This window comes from Arenibacterium halophilum (assembly GCF_005938225.1).
Classification (GTDB): Bacteria; Pseudomonadota; Alphaproteobacteria; order Rhodobacterales; family Rhodobacteraceae; genus Arenibacterium; species Arenibacterium halophilum.
In genome coordinates, this window is record NZ_VCPC01000001.1 from 434,624 (window position 1) to 456,491 (window position 21,868).

Annotated in this window: 21 protein-coding genes; 3 read left to right on the forward strand and 18 right to left on the reverse strand. The window is 62.1% G+C overall.

Annotated features, from left to right (window positions below):
* Positions 1–109 precede the first annotated feature (109 nt).
* Entirely contained in the window at positions 110–1,717 is a 1,608-nt protein-coding gene (locus tag FGK64_RS02095; RefSeq protein WP_138862144.1) for a peptide chain release factor 3, read from the forward strand.
* Positions 1,718–1,777: 60 nt separating this feature from the next.
* On the opposite strand, the gene FGK64_RS02100 is transcribed toward FGK64_RS02095, so the two are convergent.
* Positions 1,778–2,413, reverse strand: coding sequence for a VPLPA-CTERM sorting domain-containing protein (locus FGK64_RS02100; protein ID WP_138862145.1), 636 nt, complete (start codon positions 2,411–2,413; stop codon positions 1,778–1,780).
* 341 nt (positions 2,414–2,754) lie between these two features.
* Between FGK64_RS02100 and FGK64_RS02105 the strand changes: the two genes are divergently transcribed.
* Positions 2,755–3,696 carry a glycosyltransferase family 2 protein gene (locus tag FGK64_RS02105; RefSeq protein ID WP_138862146.1) on the forward strand — a complete coding sequence of 314 codons (942 nt, stop codon included), beginning with the start codon at positions 2,755–2,757 and terminating at the stop codon, positions 3,694–3,696.
* A gap of 208 nt (positions 3,697–3,904) precedes the next feature.
* Entirely contained in the window at positions 3,905–5,362 is a 1,458-nt protein-coding gene (locus FGK64_RS02110) for a DEAD/DEAH box helicase (RefSeq protein ID WP_138862147.1), read from the forward strand.
* A 183-nt stretch (positions 5,363–5,545) separates the two neighbouring features.
* On the opposite strand, the gene FGK64_RS02115 is transcribed toward FGK64_RS02110, so the two are convergent.
* From FGK64_RS02115 to nuoF, 17 genes are all read right to left on the reverse strand, one after another.
* Complete coding sequence (locus FGK64_RS02115; protein ID WP_138862148.1) at positions 5,546–7,213, reverse strand: ribonuclease J; 1,668 nt, start codon at positions 7,211–7,213, stop codon at positions 5,546–5,548.
* A 3-nt stretch (positions 7,214–7,216) separates the two neighbouring features.
* Positions 7,217–7,990, reverse strand: a complete 774-nt coding sequence (locus tag FGK64_RS02120) for a type III pantothenate kinase (RefSeq protein WP_138862149.1) — start codon at positions 7,988–7,990, stop codon at positions 7,217–7,219.
* Between the two features lie 11 nt (positions 7,991–8,001).
* A complete protein-coding gene (locus FGK64_RS02125; RefSeq protein ID WP_138862150.1) occupies positions 8,002–8,754 on the reverse strand; it encodes a biotin--[acetyl-CoA-carboxylase] ligase in 753 nt (250 codons plus the stop codon).
* A 33-nt stretch (positions 8,755–8,787) separates the two neighbouring features.
* On the reverse strand, positions 8,788–10,227 hold the full coding sequence (nuoN, locus tag FGK64_RS02130; RefSeq protein ID WP_138862151.1) for an NADH-quinone oxidoreductase subunit NuoN: 1,440 nt from the start codon (positions 10,225–10,227) through the stop codon (positions 8,788–8,790).
* A gap of 12 nt (positions 10,228–10,239) precedes the next feature.
* Entirely contained in the window at positions 10,240–11,781 is a 1,542-nt protein-coding gene (locus tag FGK64_RS02135) for an NADH-quinone oxidoreductase subunit M (RefSeq protein WP_138862152.1), read from the reverse strand.
* The gene (nuoL, locus tag FGK64_RS02140) at positions 11,781–13,898 is read right to left on the reverse strand and encodes an NADH-quinone oxidoreductase subunit L (protein WP_138862153.1); all 2,118 of its coding nucleotides are present in this window, start codon (positions 13,896–13,898) and stop codon (positions 11,781–11,783) included. The genes FGK64_RS02135 and nuoL overlap by 1 nt, the downstream gene beginning before the upstream one ends.
* Before the next feature lie 6 nt (positions 13,899–13,904).
* Positions 13,905–14,210: an NADH-quinone oxidoreductase subunit NuoK gene (gene nuoK, locus FGK64_RS02145; protein ID WP_138862154.1), complete on the reverse strand. Its 306-nt coding sequence runs from the start codon at positions 14,208–14,210 to the stop codon at positions 13,905–13,907.
* A gap of 147 nt (positions 14,211–14,357) precedes the next feature.
* Entirely contained in the window at positions 14,358–14,960 is a 603-nt protein-coding gene (locus tag FGK64_RS02150) for an NADH-quinone oxidoreductase subunit J (RefSeq protein ID WP_138862155.1), read from the reverse strand.
* The gene (locus FGK64_RS02155; RefSeq protein ID WP_138862156.1) at positions 14,957–15,364 is read right to left on the reverse strand and encodes a carboxymuconolactone decarboxylase family protein; all 408 of its coding nucleotides are present in this window, start codon (positions 15,362–15,364) and stop codon (positions 14,957–14,959) included. Before FGK64_RS02155 ends, FGK64_RS02150 begins: the two co-directional genes overlap by 4 nt.
* Positions 15,361–15,855: an NADH-quinone oxidoreductase subunit NuoI gene (gene nuoI, locus FGK64_RS02160; protein ID WP_138862157.1), complete on the reverse strand. Its 495-nt coding sequence runs from the start codon at positions 15,853–15,855 to the stop codon at positions 15,361–15,363. Before nuoI ends, FGK64_RS02155 begins: the two co-directional genes overlap by 4 nt.
* A 1-nt stretch (position 15,856) precedes the next feature.
* Complete coding sequence (gene nuoH, locus FGK64_RS02165; protein ID WP_138862158.1) at positions 15,857–16,897, reverse strand: NADH-quinone oxidoreductase subunit NuoH; 1,041 nt, start codon at positions 16,895–16,897, stop codon at positions 15,857–15,859.
* 6 nt (positions 16,898–16,903) lie between these two features.
* Complete coding sequence (locus FGK64_RS02170) at positions 16,904–17,290, reverse strand: hypothetical protein (RefSeq protein ID WP_138862159.1); 387 nt, start codon at positions 17,288–17,290, stop codon at positions 16,904–16,906.
* Positions 17,287–19,308 (reverse strand): NADH-quinone oxidoreductase subunit NuoG, encoded by a 2,022-nt coding sequence (gene nuoG / locus FGK64_RS02175; RefSeq protein WP_138862160.1) that lies wholly within the window; start codon positions 19,306–19,308, stop codon positions 17,287–17,289. Before nuoG ends, FGK64_RS02170 begins: the two co-directional genes overlap by 4 nt.
* Positions 19,309–19,310: 2 nt before the next feature.
* Complete coding sequence (locus FGK64_RS02180) at positions 19,311–19,730, reverse strand: DUF5333 domain-containing protein (protein ID WP_425456591.1); 420 nt, start codon at positions 19,728–19,730, stop codon at positions 19,311–19,313.
* 95 nt (positions 19,731–19,825) lie between these two features.
* The gene (locus FGK64_RS02185) at positions 19,826–20,161 is read right to left on the reverse strand and encodes a hypothetical protein (RefSeq protein ID WP_246057650.1); all 336 of its coding nucleotides are present in this window, start codon (positions 20,159–20,161) and stop codon (positions 19,826–19,828) included.
* A 4-nt stretch (positions 20,162–20,165) separates the two neighbouring features.
* A complete protein-coding gene (locus FGK64_RS02190; RefSeq protein ID WP_138862162.1) occupies positions 20,166–20,567 on the reverse strand; it encodes a hypothetical protein in 402 nt (133 codons plus the stop codon).
* Positions 20,568–20,570: 3 nt separating this feature from the next.
* A complete protein-coding gene (gene nuoF / locus FGK64_RS02195; protein WP_138862163.1) occupies positions 20,571–21,866 on the reverse strand; it encodes an NADH-quinone oxidoreductase subunit NuoF in 1,296 nt (431 codons plus the stop codon).
* Between the last annotated feature and the right edge of the window lie 2 nt (positions 21,867–21,868).

Below are 21,868 nucleotides of genomic sequence, written 5' to 3' on the forward strand. Positions count from 1 at the left end.
TCCTCCAAAATGTTCACGTATTGTTCCCACCCTGCCATAGCCCGTCGATTCGGGCCAGCGCCTTTCGCACGCGCTTGCGCCGCGCCATGGCTTGTCCTATTGCGATGCCATGCTTGACGCCGCTTCCAACCGCTCCGAATTGCCCGCCGAAATCGCCCGGCGGCGCACCTTTGCCATCATCTCGCACCCGGATGCGGGCAAGACGACGCTGACCGAAAAATTCCTGCTGTACGGTGGCGCGATCCAGATGGCGGGCCAGGTCCGTGCCAAGGGCGAAGCGCGGCGCACGCGGTCGGACTTCATGCAGATGGAAAAAGACCGGGGCATTTCCGTCTCGGCCTCGGCCATGTCGTTCGACTATGCCAACTATCGGTTCAATCTTGTCGACACGCCCGGCCACAGCGATTTCTCCGAAGACACCTACCGCACCCTAACGGCGGTGGATGCGGCGATCATGGTGATCGACGGTGCCAAGGGCGTCGAAAGCCAGACCCAGAAACTGTTCGAAGTGTGTCGCCTGCGCGACCTGCCGATCTTGACCTTTTGCAACAAAATGGATCGGGAAAGCCGGGATGTCTTCGAGATCATTGACGAAATACAGGAAAACCTGGCCATCGACGTGACTCCGGCCAGCTGGCCCATCGGCATGGGCCGCGATTTCCTTGGCTGTTATGACATCCTGCGCGACCGGCTGGAGCTGATGGATCGCGCCGACCGCAACAAGGTGGCGCAAAGCATTGAAATCAAAGGGCTGGACGATCCCAAGCTGGCCGAGCACGTTCCTGCCGCGCAGCTTGAGAAACTGCGCGAAGAGCTTGAGATGGCGCGCGAACTGCTGCCCCCGCTTGATGCCAAATCCATGGCCGAGGGTTCGCTGACGCCGATCTGGTTCGGTTCGGCGATCAATTCCTTCGGTGTGAAGGAACTGATGGAAGGCATCGCGAACTATGGCCCCGAGCCGCAGATTCAATCCGCCACCCCGCGCGAGATTTTACCCGAGGAAACAAAGGTTTCCGGCTTTGTCTTCAAAGTGCAGGCCAATATGGACCCCAAGCACCGCGACCGGGTGGCCTTTGTGCGCATGGCCTCGGGGCACTTCCGTCGCGGCATGAAGCTGACGCATGTGCGGTCAAAGAAGCCGATGACGATCTCGAACCCGGTGATGTTTCTGGCGTCTGACCGGGAACTGGCGGAAGAGGCCTGGGCCGGTGATATCATCGGCATTCCGAACCACGGCCAGTTGCGCATCGGCGACACGCTGACCGAGGGCGAAGACCTGCGGGTTACGGGCATCCCTTCTTTCGCGCCTGAACTGTTGCAGGGCGTGCGCGCGGGCGATCCTATGAAGGCCAAGCACCTGGAAAAGGCGCTGATGCAATTCGCCGAGGAAGGCGCGGCCAAGGTGTTCAAACCCTCGATCGGCTCGGGCTTTGTGGTCGGCGTGGTCGGCCAGTTGCAATTCGAGGTTCTGGCCAGCCGGATCGAGCTGGAATACGGCCTGCCGGTGCGCTTTGAGGCGTCGCAGTTCACCTCGGCCCGCTGGGTTGGTGGCGAGCGCGCAGCGGTTGAGGCCTTTGCCAATGCCAACAAGCAGCACATCGCTCACGATCATGATGGCGACATCGTATACCTGACGCGCCTGCAATGGGATATCGACCGGGTCGAACGGGACTATCCCAAGGTCAAGCTGACCGCGACCAAGGAAATGATGGTCTGAGCCAACGAAAAAGCCCCCGGCAGCACCGGGGGCTTTTCCTGTTCGCGCTGATCGGAAGGATCAAGCAGCTTTCTTCTTGCGACGACGCAGCGCGGCAAAGCTGCCCAGACCGGCGATCAGCGCCCAGCCGGCGGCCGGAAGCGGAACCTGGCCCGGGTTGATAACGCTGCCGGAGATGGTGAATTGGCCGTTCATCGCCGGGTTCAGAACAGACCATTCTGCTGTCGGGTTCGCAATGGGCGTCCAGGTAAACTGGTATGTACCGGCTGTCAGCCCAGAGAATACCGCACCTTGCCAATGATCAACGCCGCCGCCGCAGGTGTTCGGCGTGGAAACCAATGCACCCCCGCTTGAAAGGCACCCGTTCGGCGCATAGAAGTTGGTTGTCCCGTCAATAAGCCCATTCGGCTTGTTGACCCCCTGATAGCCCGCATAACCTTGCCACGTTGTCCCGCCAAGACCAGCCGCCAGCGTGAAAGCAACGGTTTGGTTGTACGTTACGTCGACCCCGGTCAGGTTCATCGACCCTTCCAGGTGGTGCGTTGATGTACCATGATTATACGTTCCAAGCCAGACAGCGACTGCGCCAGGCCCCGAGTTCGCATAACCGATCGACGTCGCGTGGGCCGAAGCGCCGGTGCCGATCACTGCTGCAATCGCCGCAACCGCAGCCGTCTTCAAAAGTTTCAGTTTCATAACCTTCTCTCACACTAAAGTTGTTTTCAAATCTCACACGCTGCGGAAAGCAAGCACCGCAAGCACCATAAATTTACCATAAAGTTAACAAAATTTGAAGAAAATTGTTTTTCGATTTTCCGTGGAAACGGTCAACAACCGCACTAATTCGGGTGAAAATCTTGCCACTGTCCACGTAACAGAGACAACCGACCGCTCCGTACCTGACACGCGTCTACGCAGCGATGAAACGGACCACCAAATGTGGCAGCTTCATGGCGGACACGTCCAACCATAATGGCTTGACCCCGCCACGGCCCGCGTCATGATGGAATGACGGTAACGCGCGCGGGGCCACCTTCATGACAACCTGGGGCATCGTCGCCACCATCCGCGCGGATCACACGACCATCCTGAATTTCGCGGCCCACCACCTCGAACTGGGTGCGCACCGTCTTTACCTCTATCTGGACGAGCCCAACCCCACGGCCGAAGCGGCGCTGAAGGCGCATCCCAAGGTCCGCCTGCGGGTTTGCGATGCGGGATATTGGAAACGGCAAAATGGCAGCCGGCCTGCCAAACATCAGGTGCGCCAAACCCTGAACGCAACACATGCCTATGCCCGCCCTGCCGAGGTGGACTGGCTGGCGCATATTGATGTGGACGAATTCCTCTGGCCCGAAACCGGCGTCGCCGAGGCGCTGACCGCCCTTCCCGCGCAGGCCTTCACCGCGCGCGTGCGCCCGGCCGAAGCATTGGCTCCGGACACGCCCGATTTCTATGCTCCAGCCACCGCCTTCAAGGCAATGCATATCGACCGCACCGCGCGCGATCGCAGCACTGCACGGCTGTACCCCGACTATGCCGCCCATATCGACGATGGCTTCCTAAGCCACGTTGCCGGCAAGATTTTCCTTCGGACCGGCATGGGCGACATAGAGTTCCGGATCCACAACGCCCGTAAGGGCGAGTTGCAGAACCCCGGCGCTGTGGATTTGACCACTGTGTCGCTGTTGCATTGCCACGCAAACGATTGGGAAGATTTCCGCAGCCGGTTCGACTATCGCCACAGCCATGGCGCCTATCGCGCCGAGCTTGGGCGCAAAGGGCCAAGCGGCCTGACGCTGCACGAGGTGTTTGCCGCGCTGCTGGACAGCGAAGGCGAAGACGGGCTTCGCCGGTTTCACGACAGCCTGTGCACCGCCACCCCTTCCCATTGCGCCGCGCTACAGGCCGAGGGGCTACTTCGCATTCACGATCTGCAACTAGAGCAAAAGCGCGCGCGGCAATTTCCGCAACATTGACTGCCAAGCGCAGGTATTTGTTGCCCATTTCGCAACAAATATCCAACGTCGTCTGCTAGCGCGGGCGTTACGGACATGAAATTTGACCCTTTGCGCTTATTTTGCTATGGGCAGCGTCACATGCGGGCCGCGCAGGCCCCGGCGGGCCATCCGGGCCCGATTTATCAGACGCGCGGGCCGGAACAGTGTCCGCGAATTGCGGATACACATGACCAAGTTTTCTGACCTGAACCTGAATCCCAAAGTATTGAAGGCCGTTGAAGAGGCCGGATACGAAACCCCCACTCCGATCCAGGCTGGCGCCATTCCGCCCGCTTTGGAAGGCCGCGACGTCCTGGGAATCGCCCAGACCGGCACCGGCAAAACCGCAAGTTTCACACTGCCGATGATCACCGCGCTGGCCCGTGGCCGCGCCCGCGCCCGGATGCCGCGCAGCCTTGTGCTGTGCCCCACCCGCGAATTGGCCGCACAGGTGGCCGAGAATTTCGATACCTACGCGAAACACGTCAAACTGACCAAGGCGCTGCTGATCGGCGGCGTGTCCTTTGGCGAACAGGACCGGCTGATCGACAAGGGCGTCGACGTGTTGATCGCAACCCCCGGCCGCCTGCTGGACCATTTCGAGCGCGGCAAGCTGATTCTGTCGGACGTGAAGATCATGGTTGTGGACGAAGCCGACCGGATGCTGGACATGGGGTTCATCCCCGATATCGAGCGGATTTTCGGACTGACGCCCTTTACCCGTCAAACGTTGTTCTTCAGTGCCACCATGGCGCCCGAGATCGAGCGCATCACCAATACCTTCCTTTCCGCGCCTGAACGGATCGAGGTTGCCCGCCAGGCCACCACGAGCGAGACGATCACCCAGGGCGTGGTGCTGTTCAAAGGCAGCCGGAAAGACCGTGAAGCCAGCGAGAAGCGCGCAGTGCTGCGCGCACTGATCGACGGCGAAGGTGATAAACTGACCAACGGCATCATCTTCTGCAACCGCAAGACGGATGTGGATATCGTCGCGAAATCGCTGAAAAAATACGGCTATGACGCGGCACCGATCCACGGCGATCTTGACCAGTCGCAGCGCACCCGCACGCTGGACGGGTTCCGTAACGGCGCGTTGAAAATCCTTGTCGCGTCGGACGTCGCTGCGCGCGGGCTGGATGTCCCCAGCGTCAGCCATGTGTTCAACTTCGATGTGCCCAGCCACGCCGAAGATTATGTGCACCGGATCGGCCGCACCGGCCGCGCGGGTCGCGAGGGGACAGCGATGATGATCTGCGTTCCGCGCGACGAAAAGAACCTCGCCGATGTCGAGCATCTGGTTCAGCGGGAAATTCCGCGTCTCGAAAATCCGCTGAAATCCAGCGCACCGACCGAAGAGGCCGACACTGCTTCGAAGGACGAGCCGCGCAAATCCTCGCGCAGCCGGTCGTCGTCTTCGCGCCGCAGCGCCGCACGGGACGAGGTTGCCGACGAAACGCCCCGGGCAGAAGCCGCAAAGGCAGAGCCTGCCAAGTCCGAGCCTGCCAAGAAAGACAACCCGTCGCGCTCGGACGATCGTGGTCGGTCGCGCAAATCGTCTGACCGGCGGGATCAGGATGTTGTCGGGCTGGGCGATCATATGCCCAGCTTCATCGCGCTCAGCTTTGCCGAGCGGCGCGCCGGATAACACCCTCAAGCAGTAACGCACAAAGACCGGCGCGCTTTGGCGCGCCGGTCTTTTCTTTTGATCGCACCATATGCCCAGGGCGAAACCGCAGAGGCCGTCGTCCTGTGGGCGCGCTGTGCCCGCAGGACGACGGCCTCTGCCTTTGCACCCGCGCGTCCCGGGTCTCAACGGGACGCGCTTGGCTCAGCTTAGGCGGCTGACGACAACGGTCACCTCTGGCTTCTTGCCGATCTCATCCTGCGCTGTCTTGCGCACAATCCGGCGCAGCGCCTCTTCAATGGCCGCATCATCGCGCAATGTCTTGCGGTTGGCGCGATTCAGGAATTGACTCAGGTCTTCTTCCAGCACCTCGACCAGCGCCGCACGCGAACGCCCGGTTTCCGGCAACCCCATGATTTCGCACCAGGGATCGCCAAGCAGCTCGTCCTCGTCATCCAGGATCAAGGTGACGATCACATGGCCGTTCAGTGCCATCCGGATCCTGTCGCGCACGACACCATCCAGCGCGCCAATCTGCACTGCACCATCAAGGTAGGTCCGCCCGGTTTCGATGTACTCGGCGACGCGGGGTTCGTTGCCTGTCAGATCCATCATCATGCCGTTCACAACCAGCGCCGATTGCAGCCCCGCAGCTTCGGCCAGCTTGGCATGTTCGCGCAGGTGGCGGTGTTCGCCGTGCATCGGGATCAGCATCTGAGGTTTCACGATGGCGTGCAAGCGTTCCAGATCGGGGCGGTTCGCATGACCCGAGACGTGATACAGCCCCGAGCTGTCGTCCACCACATCCACGCCCTTTTCCGAGAACGCATTGATGATGCGGATCACACCACGTTCATTACCCGGGATCGTTTTCGAGGAGAACAGGAACAGATCGCCTTCTTTCACCTCGAGCCCCTGATATTTGCCGCGCGCCAACTGGGCGCTTGCGGCCCGGCGCTCGCCCTGGCTGCCCGTCACCAGCAACATCAGGTTTTCACGCGGGATATCCTTGGCGGCATCGGTGCTGACCACCTTGGGGAAGTCCGTCAGCACGCCGGTTTCGATGGCCGCCTCGACCATCCGGCGCATCGCGCGCCCCAGCAGAACGATTGACCGCCCTGCCCGCTCGCCCGCTTCGGCCAGCGTCTTGACACGCGCCACGTTGCTGGCAAAGGTCGTCGCAACCACCATGCCGCTCGCCTGCGAGACCAGTTTTTCGATCTCGGGGCCCACAGTCGCCTCGGACCGGCCCGGCATCGGGGAAAACACGTTGGTGCTGTCGCAGATCATTGCCTTGACGCCACCGGCCGACACCTCTGCCCAAAGCTCGGGGTCAAAGGGTTCACCCACGATCGGCGTCTGGTCCAGCTTGAAATCGCCGGTGTGGATCACGCGGCCCGCCGGGCTGTCGATCACCAGCGCGCCACTTTCGGGGATCGAATGTGACATCGGCAGGAAACCAACGCTGAACGGCCCCGCCTGCACCTGCTCGGGCCAGGCAGAGGCAGTGCGCACGGCATCTTCGGGATGGCCGTATTCTTCCATCTTGCGGCGGGCGATATTGGCCGTGAAGGCGCGCGCATAGACGGGTGCGCCAAGCGCCTCGTAGCACATCGCCACCGCGCCAACGTGGTCTTCATGGGCGTGGGTGACAAAAATCGCATCCAGCCGGTCGGCCCGCTCTTTCAGCCAGGTCATGTCCGGCAGGATCAGATCAACCCCCGGCGTGCCGTCCATATCCGGGAAGGTCACGCCAAGATCGACAAGGATGAACCGCTCCTTGTCCGGCTCACCATAGCCGTAGACGTAGGCATTCATCCCAATTTCACCCGCCCCACCAAGGGGCAGGTAGATCAGTCGCTTACTGCTCATATATCACTCGTTATCCTTGTTGTATTTGTGAATCACGGTCAGCCCGTGCATTGTCAGATCGTCTTCGAAGTCATCGAAAAGCTCTTCGCTTTGCTGGAACAACGGCGCCAGCCCGCCTGTGGCAACGATGCGCATGTCGCGATCGCGTTCGGCCTGGATGCGCGTGCAGATTTCCCGCACCAAGCCGATATATCCCCAGAAAATGCCTGATTGCATACAGGCCACCGTGTTCGTGCCCACCACGTTCTGTGGCTTGGAAATGTCGACGTGTGGCAGCGCGGCGGCTGCCATGTGAAGCGCCTCCAGGCTCAGGTTCACCCCCGGCGCAATCACCCCGCCCACATAGGCGCCGTCATGGTCCACCACGTCAAACGTGGTCGCCGTGCCGAAATCCACCACGATCAGGTTGCCGCCGTGCCGATCATAGGCGCCAGCCGTGTTCACCAGCCGGTCGGGCCCGACGATGGTCCCGGTATCAACGCGCGGCGCGTGGGGCAACAGGCATTCGGGTTTGCCCACCACCAGCGGGCGGCAGTTGAAGAACCGGTCGGCGAAGACCCGCAGGTTGAAGACGACACGCGGCACGGTCGAGGAAATGATGACATCGGTGATGTCAGCCTCGATCCCGTAGTGTTTGATCAGAGTGGTGTACCACGTGAAATAGGCATCCGCCGTGCGGGCATGGTGGGTCGAGGTGCGCAGAGTGCACAGGAAGGTCGTCCCGTCCCAGATCGAGAAAACCGTATTGGTGTTGCCGCAATCAATCGCAAGAAGCATGGGACGTTCCCTTAGAAATAGACATCTGCCGCAGGAATCCGAACCGGACCACTGGATGTGACAAGCACCAGATTGCCATCGCTGTCCACCGTGTCAAACCGGCCTTCGGTTTCGGTTGTGCCGGTTCGTGCCACGATGGTCTCGCCCAACCGTGCGGCATGGGCCAGCCAGGCCTGTCGGATGGTGTCGAATCCGTATGTGGTGAATTGCGTCTCGCGCTTTGCGTAATGGGCGGCCAGATGGGTCAGGAACATCTCGGGGTCAAGGGAAACGCCGGTTTCGCCCAGCACCGACACCGGGCGCAGCGCACGGGATTCGACCTCGGTGGGTTCGGGCGCGGTGGCCAGGTTCGCGCCGATCCCTATGGCCAGGACGGTGCCCCCCTGCCCCGCGCCGCCCAGCGTTTCCAGCAGGATGCCCGCGAATTTGCCGCCGTTCAGCAGCACGTCGTTGGGCCATTTCAGGGACAGTTTGGCGCTGTCGCCCAGCACCTCGGCACAGGCATCGAACAAGGCCAGCGCCGACACGAAAGACCGCAGGGCGATCCGCTGGGGCGGTTCGTCCAGCCGCAAAACCAGCGTGCAGGCCAAGTTCCCCGGAGGCATGTGCCATGCCCGCCCCCGCCGACCGCGCGCGGCGGTTTGCTGGCGCGCCAGTATCCATTCCGGAGCGGAAAGGCCCGGCGCGATGCGCCCGGCCTCGTTCAGGGTTGAATCCACGGTGTCGAGGATGCGCCGCCCGTATCCGTCGGGCCAGTCGCTCATCGCGCTGGCCCTGCCCGTTCAGACCGGTCTGGGTTAGTTGACAAGCGTCGCCGCCGCTGCGGCAGCAGCCCCCTCGACCCCGAACATGTTGATCACGCCCAGCAGCATCACCGCCGCCGAAGCCATCAGGAAACCCCAGAGCACGGGCGAGCCATTCGCCTCGATCTCGTGGCCTTCCTCGCCGAAGTACATGTAGTAGACGATGCGCAGGTAGTAGAACGCCCCGATCACCGACGCGACCACACCGGCCACGGCCAGCCAGCCCAGCCCGGCCTCATACGCCGCGCGCAGCACGTAGAACTTGCCGAAGAAACCCAGCATCGGCGGCACGCCCGCAAGGCTGAACATCAGGATCAGCATGGCCAACGCACGGCCCGGTTGACGGCGCGCGTATTGGTTCAGCGCGCGAATGTCCGTAACGGGGGCGCCATCGCGTTCCATCGTCAGGATAAAGGCGAAGGTGCCGACATTCATCGTGGCGTAGATCGCCATGTAGATCAGCATCGCCTGTACGCCCAGTTCCGTTCCGGCGGCCAGCCCCATCAGGGCGAACCCCATGTGCGCGATCGAGGAATAGGCCATCAGGCGCTTGATGTCGGTTTGGCCGATCGCGGCCACGGCCCCCAGGAACATAGAGGCCACGGCGATCAACGCGATCACCTGGCTCCAGTCGCTGACGGCGGCGCCAAAGGCGTCGTGCATCAGCCGGGCGAACAGGCCCATCGCGGCAACCTTGGGCGCGGTGGCAAAGAAGGCGGTGACCGGCGTGGGCGAGCCTTCGTAAACGTCCGGGGTCCACATGTGGAACGGGACGGCCGACACCTTGAAGGCCAGACCCGAGATCAGGAAGATCAGGCCGAAGAGCAGGCCAAGCGACACCTCGCCATGAACGGCGGTCTGGATGATGCCCGAGAACAGCGTGGTGCCCGAGTAGCCATAGACCAGCGACGCGCCATAAAGCAGCAGACCCGACGACAGCGCGCCAAGGACAAAGTATTTCAGCCCGGCCTCGGTCGATTTCAGACTGTCGCGGCGCAGCGAGGCGACGACGTAAAGCGCCAGCGATTGCAGCTCGAGCCCCATGTAAAGCGACATCAGGTCGCCCGCACTGACCATCATCATCATGCCCACAGCAGCAAGCGCAACCAGCAGCGGATATTCGAACCGCAGGATGCCCCGGCGCTGCATGTACTCCTGGCTCATCACCAGAACCGATGCCGCCGACAGCAGGATCGCGACCTTGGCGAACCGCGCAAAGCTATCGTCGATGAACATGCCGTTGAAGGCCACCGTGGTGGCCGTGCCACGCGTCCCGATCCAGACCGCAAGGCCCAGCATCAGGATCCCCGTGGCCCAGACGATGGCCGGCGCGGTCTTGTCCTTGCCGGTATACACCGCGCCCACAAGCGCCAGCATCGCAAAGGCAGCCAGCACGATCTCTGGCAGGATGACGTTCAGATCGGCCTGGATCATGCTCCGGCTCCCTTAGTTCGATGCGTGCTGAGTCGCGGCTTCGCCCGCGCTGACAGCCGCCTGATAGTGATCGACCAATGCCGCCGTCGACGGCCCGATGATATCGGTGATAAGCGCGGGATAGACCCCCAGCAGCAGCGTCATGACAACCAGCGGCGCAAAGATCGCGCGTTCCCGCGTGGTCATGTCCTGAATGGTTTTCAGGCTGCCCTTGATCAGATCGCCAAACACCACCCGGCGATAGAGCCACAGCGCATAGCCCGCACTGAAGATCACGCCGGTCGTCGCCACGGCGGCCACCCAGGTGTTGGTCTGGAAGGTGCCCATCAGCGTCAGGAATTCCCCGATGAACCCCGAGGTCCCCGGCAGGCCCACGTTCGCCATGGTGAACAGCATGAAGACAAGCGCATAGGCCGGCATCCGCACCACAAGACCGCCATAGGCGTCGATGTCGCGGGTGTGCATCCGATCATAGATCACGCCAACGCAAAGGAACAGCGCGGCCGAGATGAACCCGTGGCTGAGCATCTGGAAGATCGCGCCGTCGATCCCCTGCTGGTTGCCCGCGAAGATGCCCATGGTCACGAAGCCCATGTGCGCGACGGACGAATAGGCGATCAGCTTCTTCATGTCTTCCTGCACCAGCGCCACCAGCGAGGTATAGACGATGGCAATCGCGCTCATCCACAGCACCAGCGGCGTCAGGATCTCGGACCCGATGGGGAACATCGGGATCGAGAAACGCAGGAATCCATAGCCCCCCATCTTCAGCAGGATCGCGGCCAGAACGACCGATCCGGCGGTGGGCGCCTGAACGTGCGCATCGGGCAGCCAGGTGTGCACCGGCCACATCGGCATCTTCACCGCGAAGCTGGCAAAGAAGGCTAGGAACAGCAGTGTCTGCAAGCCGCCAAACACCTGAATGCCCAGCAGGCTGAAGCTGGCGCTGCTGAATTCATGGGTCAGCAGAACCTCGATATCGGTGGTGCCAGCATCGGCATACATGGCGACCATCGCAACCAGCATGAGCACCGAGCCGAGGAAGGTATAGAGGAAGAACTTGAAGCTGGCGTAGATGCGGTTTGCCCCACCCCAGATGCCGATGATCAGGAACATCGGGATCAGCCCTGCCTCGAAGAACAGGTAGAACAGCACCAGGTCCAGCGCCATGAACACGCCCAGCATCAGCGTTTCCAGCAGCAGGAAGGCGATCATGTATTCCTTGACGCGGGTCTTCACCTCCCAGCTGGCGAGGATCGTCAGCGGCATGATGAAGGTGGTCAGCATTACGAACAGCACGCTGATGCCGTCGACTCCCATCTTGTATTTCAAACCGCCCAGCCAGTTCGCCTCTTCCACGAACTGGAACCCGGTGTCGTCGGGGTTGAAGCCCGCGTAGATGCCGATGGACACAAGGAAGGTGATCGCAGTGGCAAACAGCGCGACCCACTTGGCGTTGCGCTGCGCGGCCTCGTCCTCTCCGCGCAGGAACACGGCAAGGATCAGCGCGGCCAGCGCCGGGATGAAGGTGACGATGGAAAGAAGGTTGTCCATCAGTTGCTTCCTCCGATCGACATCCAGGTGACAAGGGCGGCAATGCCCAGCACCATCCAGAAGGCGTAGGTAAAGATGTATCCCGACTGGGCGCGCCCTGCGAGACGGGTGAAGAACGGCACGATGCCCATGGCCACGCCATTCAGGAAGCCGTCAATGATGCTGCCATCGCCGCGTTTCCAGAACAGCCGCCCGATTCCAAGCGCGGGGCGCACGAAGACGACGTTATAGAGTTCGTCAAAGTACCACTTGTTCTTGAGGAACAGGTACAGGGGCTGCTGCTGCTCGGCCAGACGACGCGGAAGCGACGGGTTCACAAGGTAGAACCAGACGGCAAGCCCAAGCCCCAGCAACATCGCGATGAAGGGCGAGACCTTGACCCAGACCGGCGCGGCGTGTGCGTCGTCCAGTACGTGGTTGTCGGGGGCAAAGTACAACGCGCCGTCGCCCGGGTTTCCGCCAAAGGCTGCGTGATGTTCGCCACCATGTGTGGCGTCTTCGCCATGCCCGGCGTCGCCCCCGTGTTCGGCTTGTTCACCGTCGGCGGCAGCGGTTTCGCCGTGGGCGACCTGCTCGGTCTCGGCGCCCGCCAGCGGGATGCCGTAGAACTGCGCGACCCGGTCGGTGTGGCCGAAGAAGGCGTTGTACCAGATCATCCCGGCGAAGATCGCCCCAAGGCTGAGAACACCCAGCGGGATCAGCATGACCATCGGGCTTTCATGCGCGTGTTCATGCGTGTGCTTGTCGCCGCGCGGGGTGCCATAGAAGGTCAGGAAGATCAGGCGCCACGAATAGAAGGATGTCATCGCCGCCGCGATCACCAGCAGCCAGAACCCGTAGGACGACCCGCCAGCCCAGGCGCTTTCGATGATCGCATCCTTCGACAGGAAGCCGGCAAAGCCGATATGCGTCAGCGGAATCCCGACCCCGGTGATGGCCAGCGTGCCGATCATCATCGCCCAGAAGGTATAGGGGATTTTCTTGCGCAGCCCGCCATAGTTCATCATGTCCTGTTCGTGGTGCATCGCATGGATGACCGAGCCCGCGCCAAGGAACAGCATCGCCTTGAAGAAGGCGTGGGTGAACAGGTGGAACATCGCCGCCGAATACATGCCCACACCGGCGGCCACGAACATGTAGCCCAGCTGCGAACAGGTCGAATAGGCAATGACGCGCTTGATGTCGGTCTGCACCAGGCCCACGGTCGCCGCGAAGAAGGCCGTCGTGGCGCCCAGCACGGTGATGAAGGCGGTGGCCTCGGGTGCAAATTCCATAATCGGCGACATGCGGCACACAAGGAACACGCCCGCCGTCACCATGGTTGCCGCGTGGATCAGCGCCGACACCGGAGTCGGTCCTTCCATCGCATCGGGCAGCCAGGTGTGCAGCAGCAATTGGGCCGATTTGCCCATCGCGCCGATGAACAGCAGGAAGGCCACAAGGTTCGCCGCGTTCCATTCCGCCCAGAGGAAGCTGACCTGCGTTTCCGCAAGGGTCGATGCCTCGGAGAAGATCGTGTTGAAATCAATCGAATCCGTCAGGAAGAACAGGCAGAAGATGCCCAGAGCGAACCCGAAATCGCCGACCCGGTTGACCACGAAGGCCTTGATCGCCGCCGCGTTGGCCGAGGGTTTGCGATAGTAGAATCCGATCAGCAGGTACGAGGCCACGCCCACGCCTTCCCAGCCAAAGAACATCTGGACCAGGTTGTCCGATGTCACCAGCGCCAGCATGGCAAAGGTGAAGAACGACAGGTAGGCGAAGAACCGCGGCTTGTAGCTTTCGCCGTCCTTCCACTGCGGATCGTGGGCCATGTAGCCGAAGGAATACAGGTGCACGAGGCTGGACACCGTGGTGATCACGATCAGCATGATCGCGGTCAGGCGGTCCATGCGGATTGCCCATTCGGTGGCCAGGCTGCCGCTTTCGATGAAGCGCAGGACGGTGATGTGTTCCGTCACGCCTTCAAAGCTGAAGAAGGCGATCCAGGACAGCAGCGCCGACAGGAACAGCAGCCCGGTCGCCACCCATTGCGCTGCGGTTTCGCCGATCACCTTCCAGCCGAAGCCGCACAGAAGCGCGCCGACGAGGGGGGCAAAGAGAATGATGGTTTCCATGATGTCCTAGCCCTTCATCACGTTGGCGTCTTCAACGGCGATGGTGCCGCGGTTGCGGAAGAAACAGACAAGGATCGCCAGCCCGATCGCGGCCTCGGCGGCGGCGACCGTCAGCACGAATAGGGTGAACACCTGCCCCACCATGTCGCCCAGATAGGACGAGAAGGCGACAAGGTTGATGTTCACCGCCAGCAGCATCAGTTCGATGCTCATCAGCAGGATGATGATATTCTTGCGGTTCAGGAACAGCCCGAAGATGCCGATGACGAACAATGTCGCCGCTACGGTAAGGTAATGTTCAAGTCCGATCATGTCGTCCCTCGGTTTTTCCGTGCCGGAGCGTGTCCGGGTGCGTATTGCCTTGTCCCGGGTCTTGGTGCCCGGATGTCGCGTCTTAGATCACCGCCAGCGGCGGATCGTGGTCTGTCATGGCAGGGCCCTGTCCGACCGGTTTCCCGGTCACAGCCCCTGCCCCGGTTTCACATCGCGCAGTTCCATCGCCTTGGCCGGATCGCGCATCATCTGGGCAACCACGTCCTGGCGTTTCACATCCTGGCGGTGGCGCAGCGTCAGCACGATGGCGCCGATCATCGCAACCAGCAGGATCAGCCCGGCCAGTTGGAACAGCAGGAAATACTGATCGTACAGGATCATCCCCAGCGCTTCGGTGTTGTGTCGATCCACCGGCATCACCTGCGTGCGCAGACCTTCGGCAGCTTCGTTCGCTTCCCATGCACCAAAGGCCATGACGAATTGCATCAGGATAACCAGCCCGATCAGCAGCGCCAGCGGCATGTAGCGCGCCATCTCGGCCTTCAGCTCGGCGAAATCCACATCGAGCATCATCACGACGAACAGGAACAGCACCGCGACCGCGCCGACATAGACGATGACCAGCAGCATCGCCACGAATTCGGCGCCCAACAGCACGAACAGCCCGGCCGAGGACAGGAACGCAAGGATCAGCCACAGCACCGAATGCACCGGCTGGCGGCTGACCACCGTAAAGAACCCGCCCGCGATGGCGCTGAGCGCAAAGAGGTAAAAGCTGAATACGGTCATGTCTCCGGGTCCTCTTTTTCACCCATGGCGTCCTGCGCGAGTTCAAGCGCGCGTGTCATTGCGGGAATGCCTGCGAACATCGACATCTGGCCGATGGTCTCGACGATTTCCTGTTTTTTCGCCCCCGCCTCGATGGCGTGGCGCACGGTCTGGCGCACCGCCGTATCGGCCTGAGCGCCCTGCATCGTCAACCCGGCAAGTGTCAGAAGAAGACGTGTTTTTGCGTCCAACCCGTCCTTGTTGACGGTATTGCCGAACCACATCTCCATCACGTCCTTGGGCATCGTCGGCCACAGGGCCTCGAACCCCTTGGGCGAGAAGCTTTCAAGCGCAGGGTTGAGGGCTTTCGCCATCTCGTGCGCCTGCGCCATCATGGCCTCGAACGGGTTGCGCGTGTCGTTCATCGGTAGGGCGCATCCATTTCCAGGTTGCGCGCGATCTCGGCTTCCCAGCGCTCGCCGTTCTCAAGCAGCTTGGCCTTGTCATAGAACAGCTCTTCGCGGGTTTCGGTGGCGAATTCGAAATTCGGCCCCTCGACGATGGCATCCACCGGGCAGGCCTCCTGGCAGAATCCGCAGTAGATGCATTTGGTCATGTCGATGTCGTACCGCGTGGTGCGGCGGCTGCCATCCTCGCGCGGTTCGGCGTCGATGGTGATGGCCTGCGCCGGGCAGATCGCCTCGCACAGCTTGCACGCAATACAGCGTTCTTCGCCATTCGGGTAACGGCGCAGCGCGTGTTCGCCACGGAACCGGGGCGACAGCGGCCCCTTTTCATGCGGATAGTTCACCGTCGCCTTGGGTTTGAACATGTACTTCAGCCCAAGCATGAAGCCCTTGGCGAAATCCTGAAGCAGGAAGTACTTGGCGGCGCGGGTATAGTCGATCTGAGTCATGTCAGCCCCCTGTGCTCCAGCGTGCGAAAGCACCCCAGAACCAGTCGAATTTTGCGGCGAAGGATACAAAGACCACCCAGACAAGGCTGAAGGGCAGGAACACTTTCCACCCCAGCCGCATCAGCTGGTCGTAACGGTAGCGCGGGGTGATCGCCTTGATCATCGCGAACATGAAGAACACCACCAGCATCTTGGCGATCATCCACAGGATGCCATCGGGCAGCCCCGGAATGGGCGAGAGCCAGCCGCCAAGGAACAGCAGCGACACCAGCGCGCACATCAGCACCACGGCCACCAGTTCGCCGATCATGAACAGCAGGAACGGGGTCGAGGAATATTCCACCTGGTAGCCCGCCACCAGTTCCGATTCCGCCTCGGGCAGGTCGAAGGGGGGGCGGTTGGTTTCGGCCAGCGCCGAGATGAAGAACAGGAAGACCATCGGGAAATGCGGCAGCCAGTACCAGCTGAACAGCCCGAAATCGCCGCGCTGCGCGTTGACGATATCGCCAAAGTTCATCGACCCGGTCGAGATGATGACGCCGATGATGATCAGGCCCAGCGAGACCTCGTAGGAAATCATCTGCGCGGCTGACCGCAGCGAGCCGAGGAACGGGTATTTCGAGTTCGACGCCCAGCCGCCCATGATGACGCCGTAGACCTCAAGCGATGAAATCGCCATGACATAGAGGATCGCGACGTTGATGTCGGAGATCACCCAGCCGTCGTTGAACGGAATCACCGCCCAGGCGATCAGCGCCATGACCAGCGACACCATCGGCGCCAGCAGGAACACCGCCTTGTCGGCCCCGGCGGGGAAGACGACTTCCTTGACCACGTATTTCAGCAGGTCGGCAAAGCTTTGCAGCAGGCCGAACACCCCCACCACGTTGGGGCCCCGGCGCAGCTGCACCGCCGCCCAGATCTTGCGGTCGGCATACATCAGGAATGCCAGCGCCACCATCAGCGGCAGAACCAGCAGCAGGATCTGACCCAAAGTCAGAAGCGCAATGCCGAGGTATGTGGTGGTAAAGAAGTCAGCCATAAGTCCTCACACCGTGGGTATCCCGTTTTCCGCGCAGCTGGCGACGACGACTTCGGCGTCAAGCGTTTCCAGCCCGCGGGGCAGCGATGGCGAGATGGTGTAAACAGCATCCGCCACCCACACGCCACCCTTTTCATCAACATTCGTGCGCAGATGACGCGCAAATCCGAAACCCCGGATCAGCGCGTATTGCGCGGCGGCACATTCCGCATAATCCCGCAGCTGGTTGGGCTGCGAAACATTGGTCATCGTCACGTCAAAGCGCACAAGGTCATCGGCCAGCAGACTGGTTTCGATGCCCTGGTAGCCGGGCACGGGCACAGCGGCCTCGGGCGCATTCGCCGTGCCACAGGCCGCAAGGGCCAGCGCCGATATGACGGCGATCCGGCTCATTCGGCGGCGATCTTCTCGGCCCGGCGGGCCTTGGCATTGGCCGACAGCTCCGCCATCAGCGCGCTGGCGCGGGCGATGGGGTTGGTCAGGTAGAAATCGCTGATCGCGGGCACGAAACTTGCCTCGCCCAGCGAGCCGGGTTCAACCGCGACCCATTCGTTTTCCGGCACCTCGTCGATATCGGCCAGGTGCGGCACCTCGGCGACCAGCTTCTGACGCAGCTGCGCCAGGCTGTCGAAGGGCAAGGCGCTGCCCAGCTCGCCCGACAGCGCGCGCAGGATGGCCCAGTTTTCCTTGGCCTCACCCGGCGCGAACCCGGCGCGCAGCGCCAGCTGCGGGCGGCCTTCGGTGTTCACGAACAGGCCCGATTCCTCGGTATAGGCGGCGCCGGGCAGGATGATGTCGGCCCGATGCGCGCCCCGGTCGCCATGGCTGCCCTGATAGATCACAAAGGCGCCCTCGGCGATTTCCACCTCGTCCGCGCCAAGGTTATAGATCACCTCGGCCTCGGACACGGCATCCATCCCGCGATCGTTCACCGCGCCCACGTCCATCGCGCCGACGCGGCTGGCGGCGGTGTGCAGGATCAGCAGTTTCGCCTGACGGGCGGTGGCGATTTCCATCGCGGCACCCAGAACGGCGGCGCCATCGGCCTCGCGCAGGGCGCCCTGCCCGACGATCACGATGCCGCGCTCATCCTCGCCCACGGGCTCCGACTTGGCGGTTTTCACATGCTCGGCCAGTGCGGCGCGGTCATTGCCGAAATGGTGATAGTCATAGCTGAGGTCGGGCGCTTCGCCCACCACGCCAACCGTCGCCCCGCGCAGCCAAGCCTTGCGGATACGCGCGTTCAGCACCGGCGATTCAATCGCCGGGTTGGTGCCGATCAGCAGAATGCCATTGGCATCGTCCAGATCTTCGATCGACGCTGTCCCGGCATAGCCCGAACGGTTGCCTGCCGGCAGCTTGGCGCCATCGGTGCGGCATTCGACAACGCCGCCCTGCCCCTCGATCAGCTGTTTCAGCGCGAACGCGGCCTCGACCGGGGCCAGATCGCCCACGATCCCGGCGACTGTCTTGCCCTTCATCGCGGCGGCGGCGGCGGTCAGCGCCTCGCCCCAGCCCGCTTTGCGCAGCTTGCCGTTTTCGCGGATATAGGGCGTGTCCAGACGCTGACGGCGAAGACCGTCCCAAACAAAGCGCGTCTTGTCGGAAATCCATTCCTCGTTCACACCGTCATGGTTGCGCGGCAGAATCCGCATCACTTCGCGGCCCTTGGTATCGACCCGGATGTTCGAGCCAAGCGCATCCATCACGTCGATGGTTTCGGTCTTGGTCAGTTCCCACGGGCGGGCGGTAAAGGCATAGGGCTTCGACACCAGAGCGCCCACGGGGCACAGGTCGATGATGTTGCCCTGCATGTTCGAATCCAGCGTTTCGCCCAGATAGCTGGTGATCTCGGCATCTTCACCGCGACCGGTCTGGCCCATCTGGGTGATCCCGGCGACTTCGGTGGTGAAGCGCACGCAACGGGTGCAGGAAATGCAGCGCGTCATGTGGGTTTCGACAAGCGGGCCAAGGTTCAGGTCTTCGCTGGCGCGCTTTGCCTCGCGGAAGCGGCTGAAATCGACGCCATAGGCCATCGCCTGATCCTGAAGGTCACACTCGCCGCCCTGATCGCAGATCGGGCAGTCCAGCGGGTGGTTGATCAGCAAGAATTCCATCACGCCCTCGCGGGCCTTCTTGACCATCGGGCTGTTGGTCTTCACCACCGGGGGCTGGCCTTCGGGGCCGGGGCGCAGATCGCGCACCTGCATGGCGCAGCTGGCCGCCGGTTTCGGCGGGCCACCAACGACCTCGACAAGGCACATCCGGCAGTTGCCCGCAATCGACAGCCGTTCGTGATAGCAGAACCGCGGAACCTCGACGCCGGCCTGTTCACAGGCCTGGATAAGCGTCATTGCCCCGTCCACTTCGAGCTCGTTTCCGTCGATGATGATCTTTTTGAGATCGGACATATCTATCTGGCCCTCAGTAGCGCACCGATCGCGCTGTTCTTCGCAATTTCCGCATGCCCGAAGGCGCAGAAGGTTTCCGGGGCGTCAAGACGCACACCGTTCTGTTTCAGGAATGCCTCGCCCTTGGCGCGCATTCTGGCCTTTTCGCCATCGGATTCGACATAGGCCCGTATTTCATCGTCGCTGTAACCAAGGTCATTCGCCCGCGCCTTGAGCGCGCGCAACTGGCCGATTGCCTTCAGCAGCCGCGCGCTGATCCCGTCGCACTGGTCGCGCACCTCGTCGGCGATGGCGATGGAAAACAGCGAATTCTCGATTTCGGGCACATCGCGCAGCGACGGTTTCGACAGCACAGGAGAGGCGGCCGACAGCCCGAGGATCAAGGCCGCAGCCACCGCAGGTTTTGCAATATGTGTCATCATACTCTTCCCTTTCATGGAAAGCGCATGGGCACCACGTTCCGCACCGCTATTCAATAACAGCGGCCTTCTGGCAGGGATATGCGGCAAATCCCGGCTCATGGATTGCATTCACCCTGAAAGATCAGCGTGTCCTTGACCACCTGCAACGCCTGCGGAGGTGTTTCGGGACCAACAACCCAGTCGATCCGCGAGGTGCCGAAATTGGCGATGCAATAGCGCGTGCCTTCATAGCCGCCCGCCTCGCGCGCGGCGTCCAGAGATTGCGACACGCGGTCCACCTCGACCGTAAAGCGCGACAGATCGTCGTCGATCTTGTTGGATTTCGCCTTGAAATACAGACCATCAAACGTCACGCGGTCGTCCTTCGAAGTGCAGCCTGCAAGCGCCAGCGCCAGTACACCCGTGGCAAGTGCCAGTTTCATAACATGCATCGCCCTACCCCCTTTGCCTGACAATTGACGACAGCGGCGTGCCCGAGGCCGTTTCGCCCCGCAGCACCGCGCAGGCATCCAGGCCGCCCCAGCTGCCACCGTATTTCGCGGCCAGCGAGCGCCGTTTGACATCGCTTTCCAGCTCGGCCGCGCCGCGCACCTGGATTTCGGTCTCAAGCCCCGATTTCACGCGAATGCGGCTCATGGTTTCGGCCAGTTGCTGGTCATAGGTGAAGGCGACGCAACGGCCCACCAACTCGCGCGCGACGGCGCGTTCGGCGTAATGCTGGGGCCCGGGCATCCGCACCAGAGCAAGCGCGCGCGGATCGGTCAGCTGCGCCTCATTCGCGCAACCGGCAAGCCCTGCCAGCACCACAATGGCCGTAAGAACGCCGCGCCCCATCATCGCTTACTCCGCCGCAACCGCGCTGACGCGGCCGGTGCGTTTGTGTTTGATCCGGTCTTCGATTTCGTTGCGGAAATGGCGGATCAGGCCCTGGATCGGCCAGGCGGCCGCATCGCCAAGGGCACAGATGGTGTGGCCTTCGACCTGCTTCGTTACATCCAGCAGCATGTCGATTTCCTCGACCTCGGCATCGCCGGTCACAAGACGGTCCATCACCCGCATCATCCAGCCGGTGCCTTCGCGGCAGGGCGTGCACTGGCCGCAGCTTTCATGCTTGAAGAACTTTGACAGCCGCCAGACCGCTTTGATCACGTCGGTGTTCTGGTCCATCACGATCATGCAGCCGGTGCCGAAGGACGATTTGTTTTCGCGCATCCAGTCGAAATCCATGATCGCGTCTTCCAGCGCGTCTTTCGGCAGGATGGGGCAAGAGGCTCCGCCCGGGATGATCGCCTTGAGGTTGTCCCAGCCGCCGCGCACCCCGCCGCCGTGCTTTTCGATCAGCTCGCGCACGGGCAGCGACATCTGTTCCTCGAATACGCAGGGGTTGTTGACGTGGCCGGTCAGCGCGAACAGCTTGGTACCCACGTTGTTGGGGCGGCCAAAGGACGAAAACCATTCCGGCCCCCGGCGCAGGATGGTGGGCGCCACGGCGATGGATTCAACGTTGTTCACCGTGGTCGGGCAGCCGTACAGCCCTGCGCCTGCCGGGAACGGCGGCTTCATCCGGGGCATGCCCTTCTTGCCTTCGAGGCTTTCCAGCAGCGCGGTTTCCTCGCCGCAGATATAGGCGCCCGCGCCGTGATGCAGGTACAGGTCGAAATCCCAGCCGGACTTGGCGGCGTTCCGGCCCAGCAGACCGGCGTCGTAACACTCGTCGATCGCGGCTTGCAGCGCCTCTTTCTCGCGGATGTATTCGCCCCGGATATAGATATAAGCCGCATGTGCACCCATCGCGAAAGACGCGATCAGGCAGCCCTCGATCAGCGTGTGCGGATCGTGGCGCATGATTTCACGGTCCTTGCAGGTCGCCGGTTCGGATTCGTCGGCGTTGACCACAAGGTAATGCGGACGCCCATCGCTGCCCTTGGGCATGAACGACCATTTCAGACCGGTGGGAAAGCCCGCGCCGCCGCGCCCGCGCAGCCCGCTGTCCTTCATCTGCTGGATGATCCAGTCGCGGCCCTTTTCGATGATGCCGGCGGTTCCATCCCAATGGCCACGCGATTGCGCGCCCTTCAGGGTACGGTCGTGCATCCCGTAGAGATTGGTAAAGATACGGTCCTGGTCTTTCAGCATCT

Excerpts from the sequence above, each read along its gene's own strand:
- FGK64_RS02095 (WP_138862144.1), top strand. The coding sequence starts at position 110 with ATGCTTGACGCCGCTTCCAACCGCTCCGAATTGCCCGCCGAAATCGCC.
- FGK64_RS02100 (WP_138862145.1), bottom strand. The coding sequence starts at position 2,413 with ATGAAACTGAAACTTTTGAAGACGGCTGCGGTTGCGGCGATTGCAGCA.
- FGK64_RS02105 (WP_138862146.1), top strand. The coding sequence starts at position 2,755 with ATGACAACCTGGGGCATCGTCGCCACCATCCGCGCGGATCACACGACC.
- FGK64_RS02110 (WP_138862147.1), top strand. The coding sequence starts at position 3,905 with ATGACCAAGTTTTCTGACCTGAACCTGAATCCCAAAGTATTGAAGGCC.
- FGK64_RS02115 (WP_138862148.1), bottom strand. The coding sequence starts at position 7,213 with ATGAGCAGTAAGCGACTGATCTACCTGCCCCTTGGTGGGGCGGGTGAA.
- FGK64_RS02120 (WP_138862149.1), bottom strand. The coding sequence starts at position 7,990 with ATGCTTCTTGCGATTGATTGCGGCAACACCAATACGGTTTTCTCGATC.
- FGK64_RS02125 (WP_138862150.1), bottom strand. The coding sequence starts at position 8,754 with ATGAGCGACTGGCCCGACGGATACGGGCGGCGCATCCTCGACACCGTG.
- nuoN (WP_138862151.1), bottom strand. The coding sequence starts at position 10,227 with ATGATCCAGGCCGATCTGAACGTCATCCTGCCAGAGATCGTGCTGGCT.
- FGK64_RS02135 (WP_138862152.1), bottom strand. The coding sequence starts at position 11,781 with ATGGACAACCTTCTTTCCATCGTCACCTTCATCCCGGCGCTGGCCGCG.
- nuoL (WP_138862153.1), bottom strand. The coding sequence starts at position 13,898 with ATGGAAACCATCATTCTCTTTGCCCCCCTCGTCGGCGCGCTTCTGTGC.
- nuoK (WP_138862154.1), bottom strand. The coding sequence starts at position 14,210 with ATGATCGGACTTGAACATTACCTTACCGTAGCGGCGACATTGTTCGTC.
- FGK64_RS02150 (WP_138862155.1), bottom strand. The coding sequence starts at position 14,960 with ATGACCGTATTCAGCTTTTACCTCTTTGCGCTCAGCGCCATCGCGGGC.
- FGK64_RS02155 (WP_138862156.1), bottom strand. The coding sequence starts at position 15,364 with ATGAACGACACGCGCAACCCGTTCGAGGCCATGATGGCGCAGGCGCAC.
- nuoI (WP_138862157.1), bottom strand. The coding sequence starts at position 15,855 with ATGACTCAGATCGACTATACCCGCGCCGCCAAGTACTTCCTGCTTCAG.
- nuoH (WP_138862158.1), bottom strand. The coding sequence starts at position 16,897 with ATGGCTGACTTCTTTACCACCACATACCTCGGCATTGCGCTTCTGACT.
- FGK64_RS02170 (WP_138862159.1), bottom strand. The coding sequence starts at position 17,290 with ATGAGCCGGATCGCCGTCATATCGGCGCTGGCCCTTGCGGCCTGTGGC.
- nuoG (WP_138862160.1), bottom strand. The coding sequence starts at position 19,308 with ATGTCCGATCTCAAAAAGATCATCATCGACGGAAACGAGCTCGAAGTG.
- FGK64_RS02180 (WP_425456591.1), bottom strand. The coding sequence starts at position 19,730 with ATGATGACACATATTGCAAAACCTGCGGTGGCTGCGGCCTTGATCCTC.
- FGK64_RS02185 (WP_246057650.1), bottom strand. The coding sequence starts at position 20,161 with ATGCATGTTATGAAACTGGCACTTGCCACGGGTGTACTGGCGCTGGCG.
- FGK64_RS02190 (WP_138862162.1), bottom strand. The coding sequence starts at position 20,567 with ATGATGGGGCGCGGCGTTCTTACGGCCATTGTGGTGCTGGCAGGGCTT.
- nuoF (WP_138862163.1), bottom strand. The coding sequence starts at position 21,866 with ATGCTGAAAGACCAGGACCGTATCTTTACCAATCTCTACGGGATGCAC.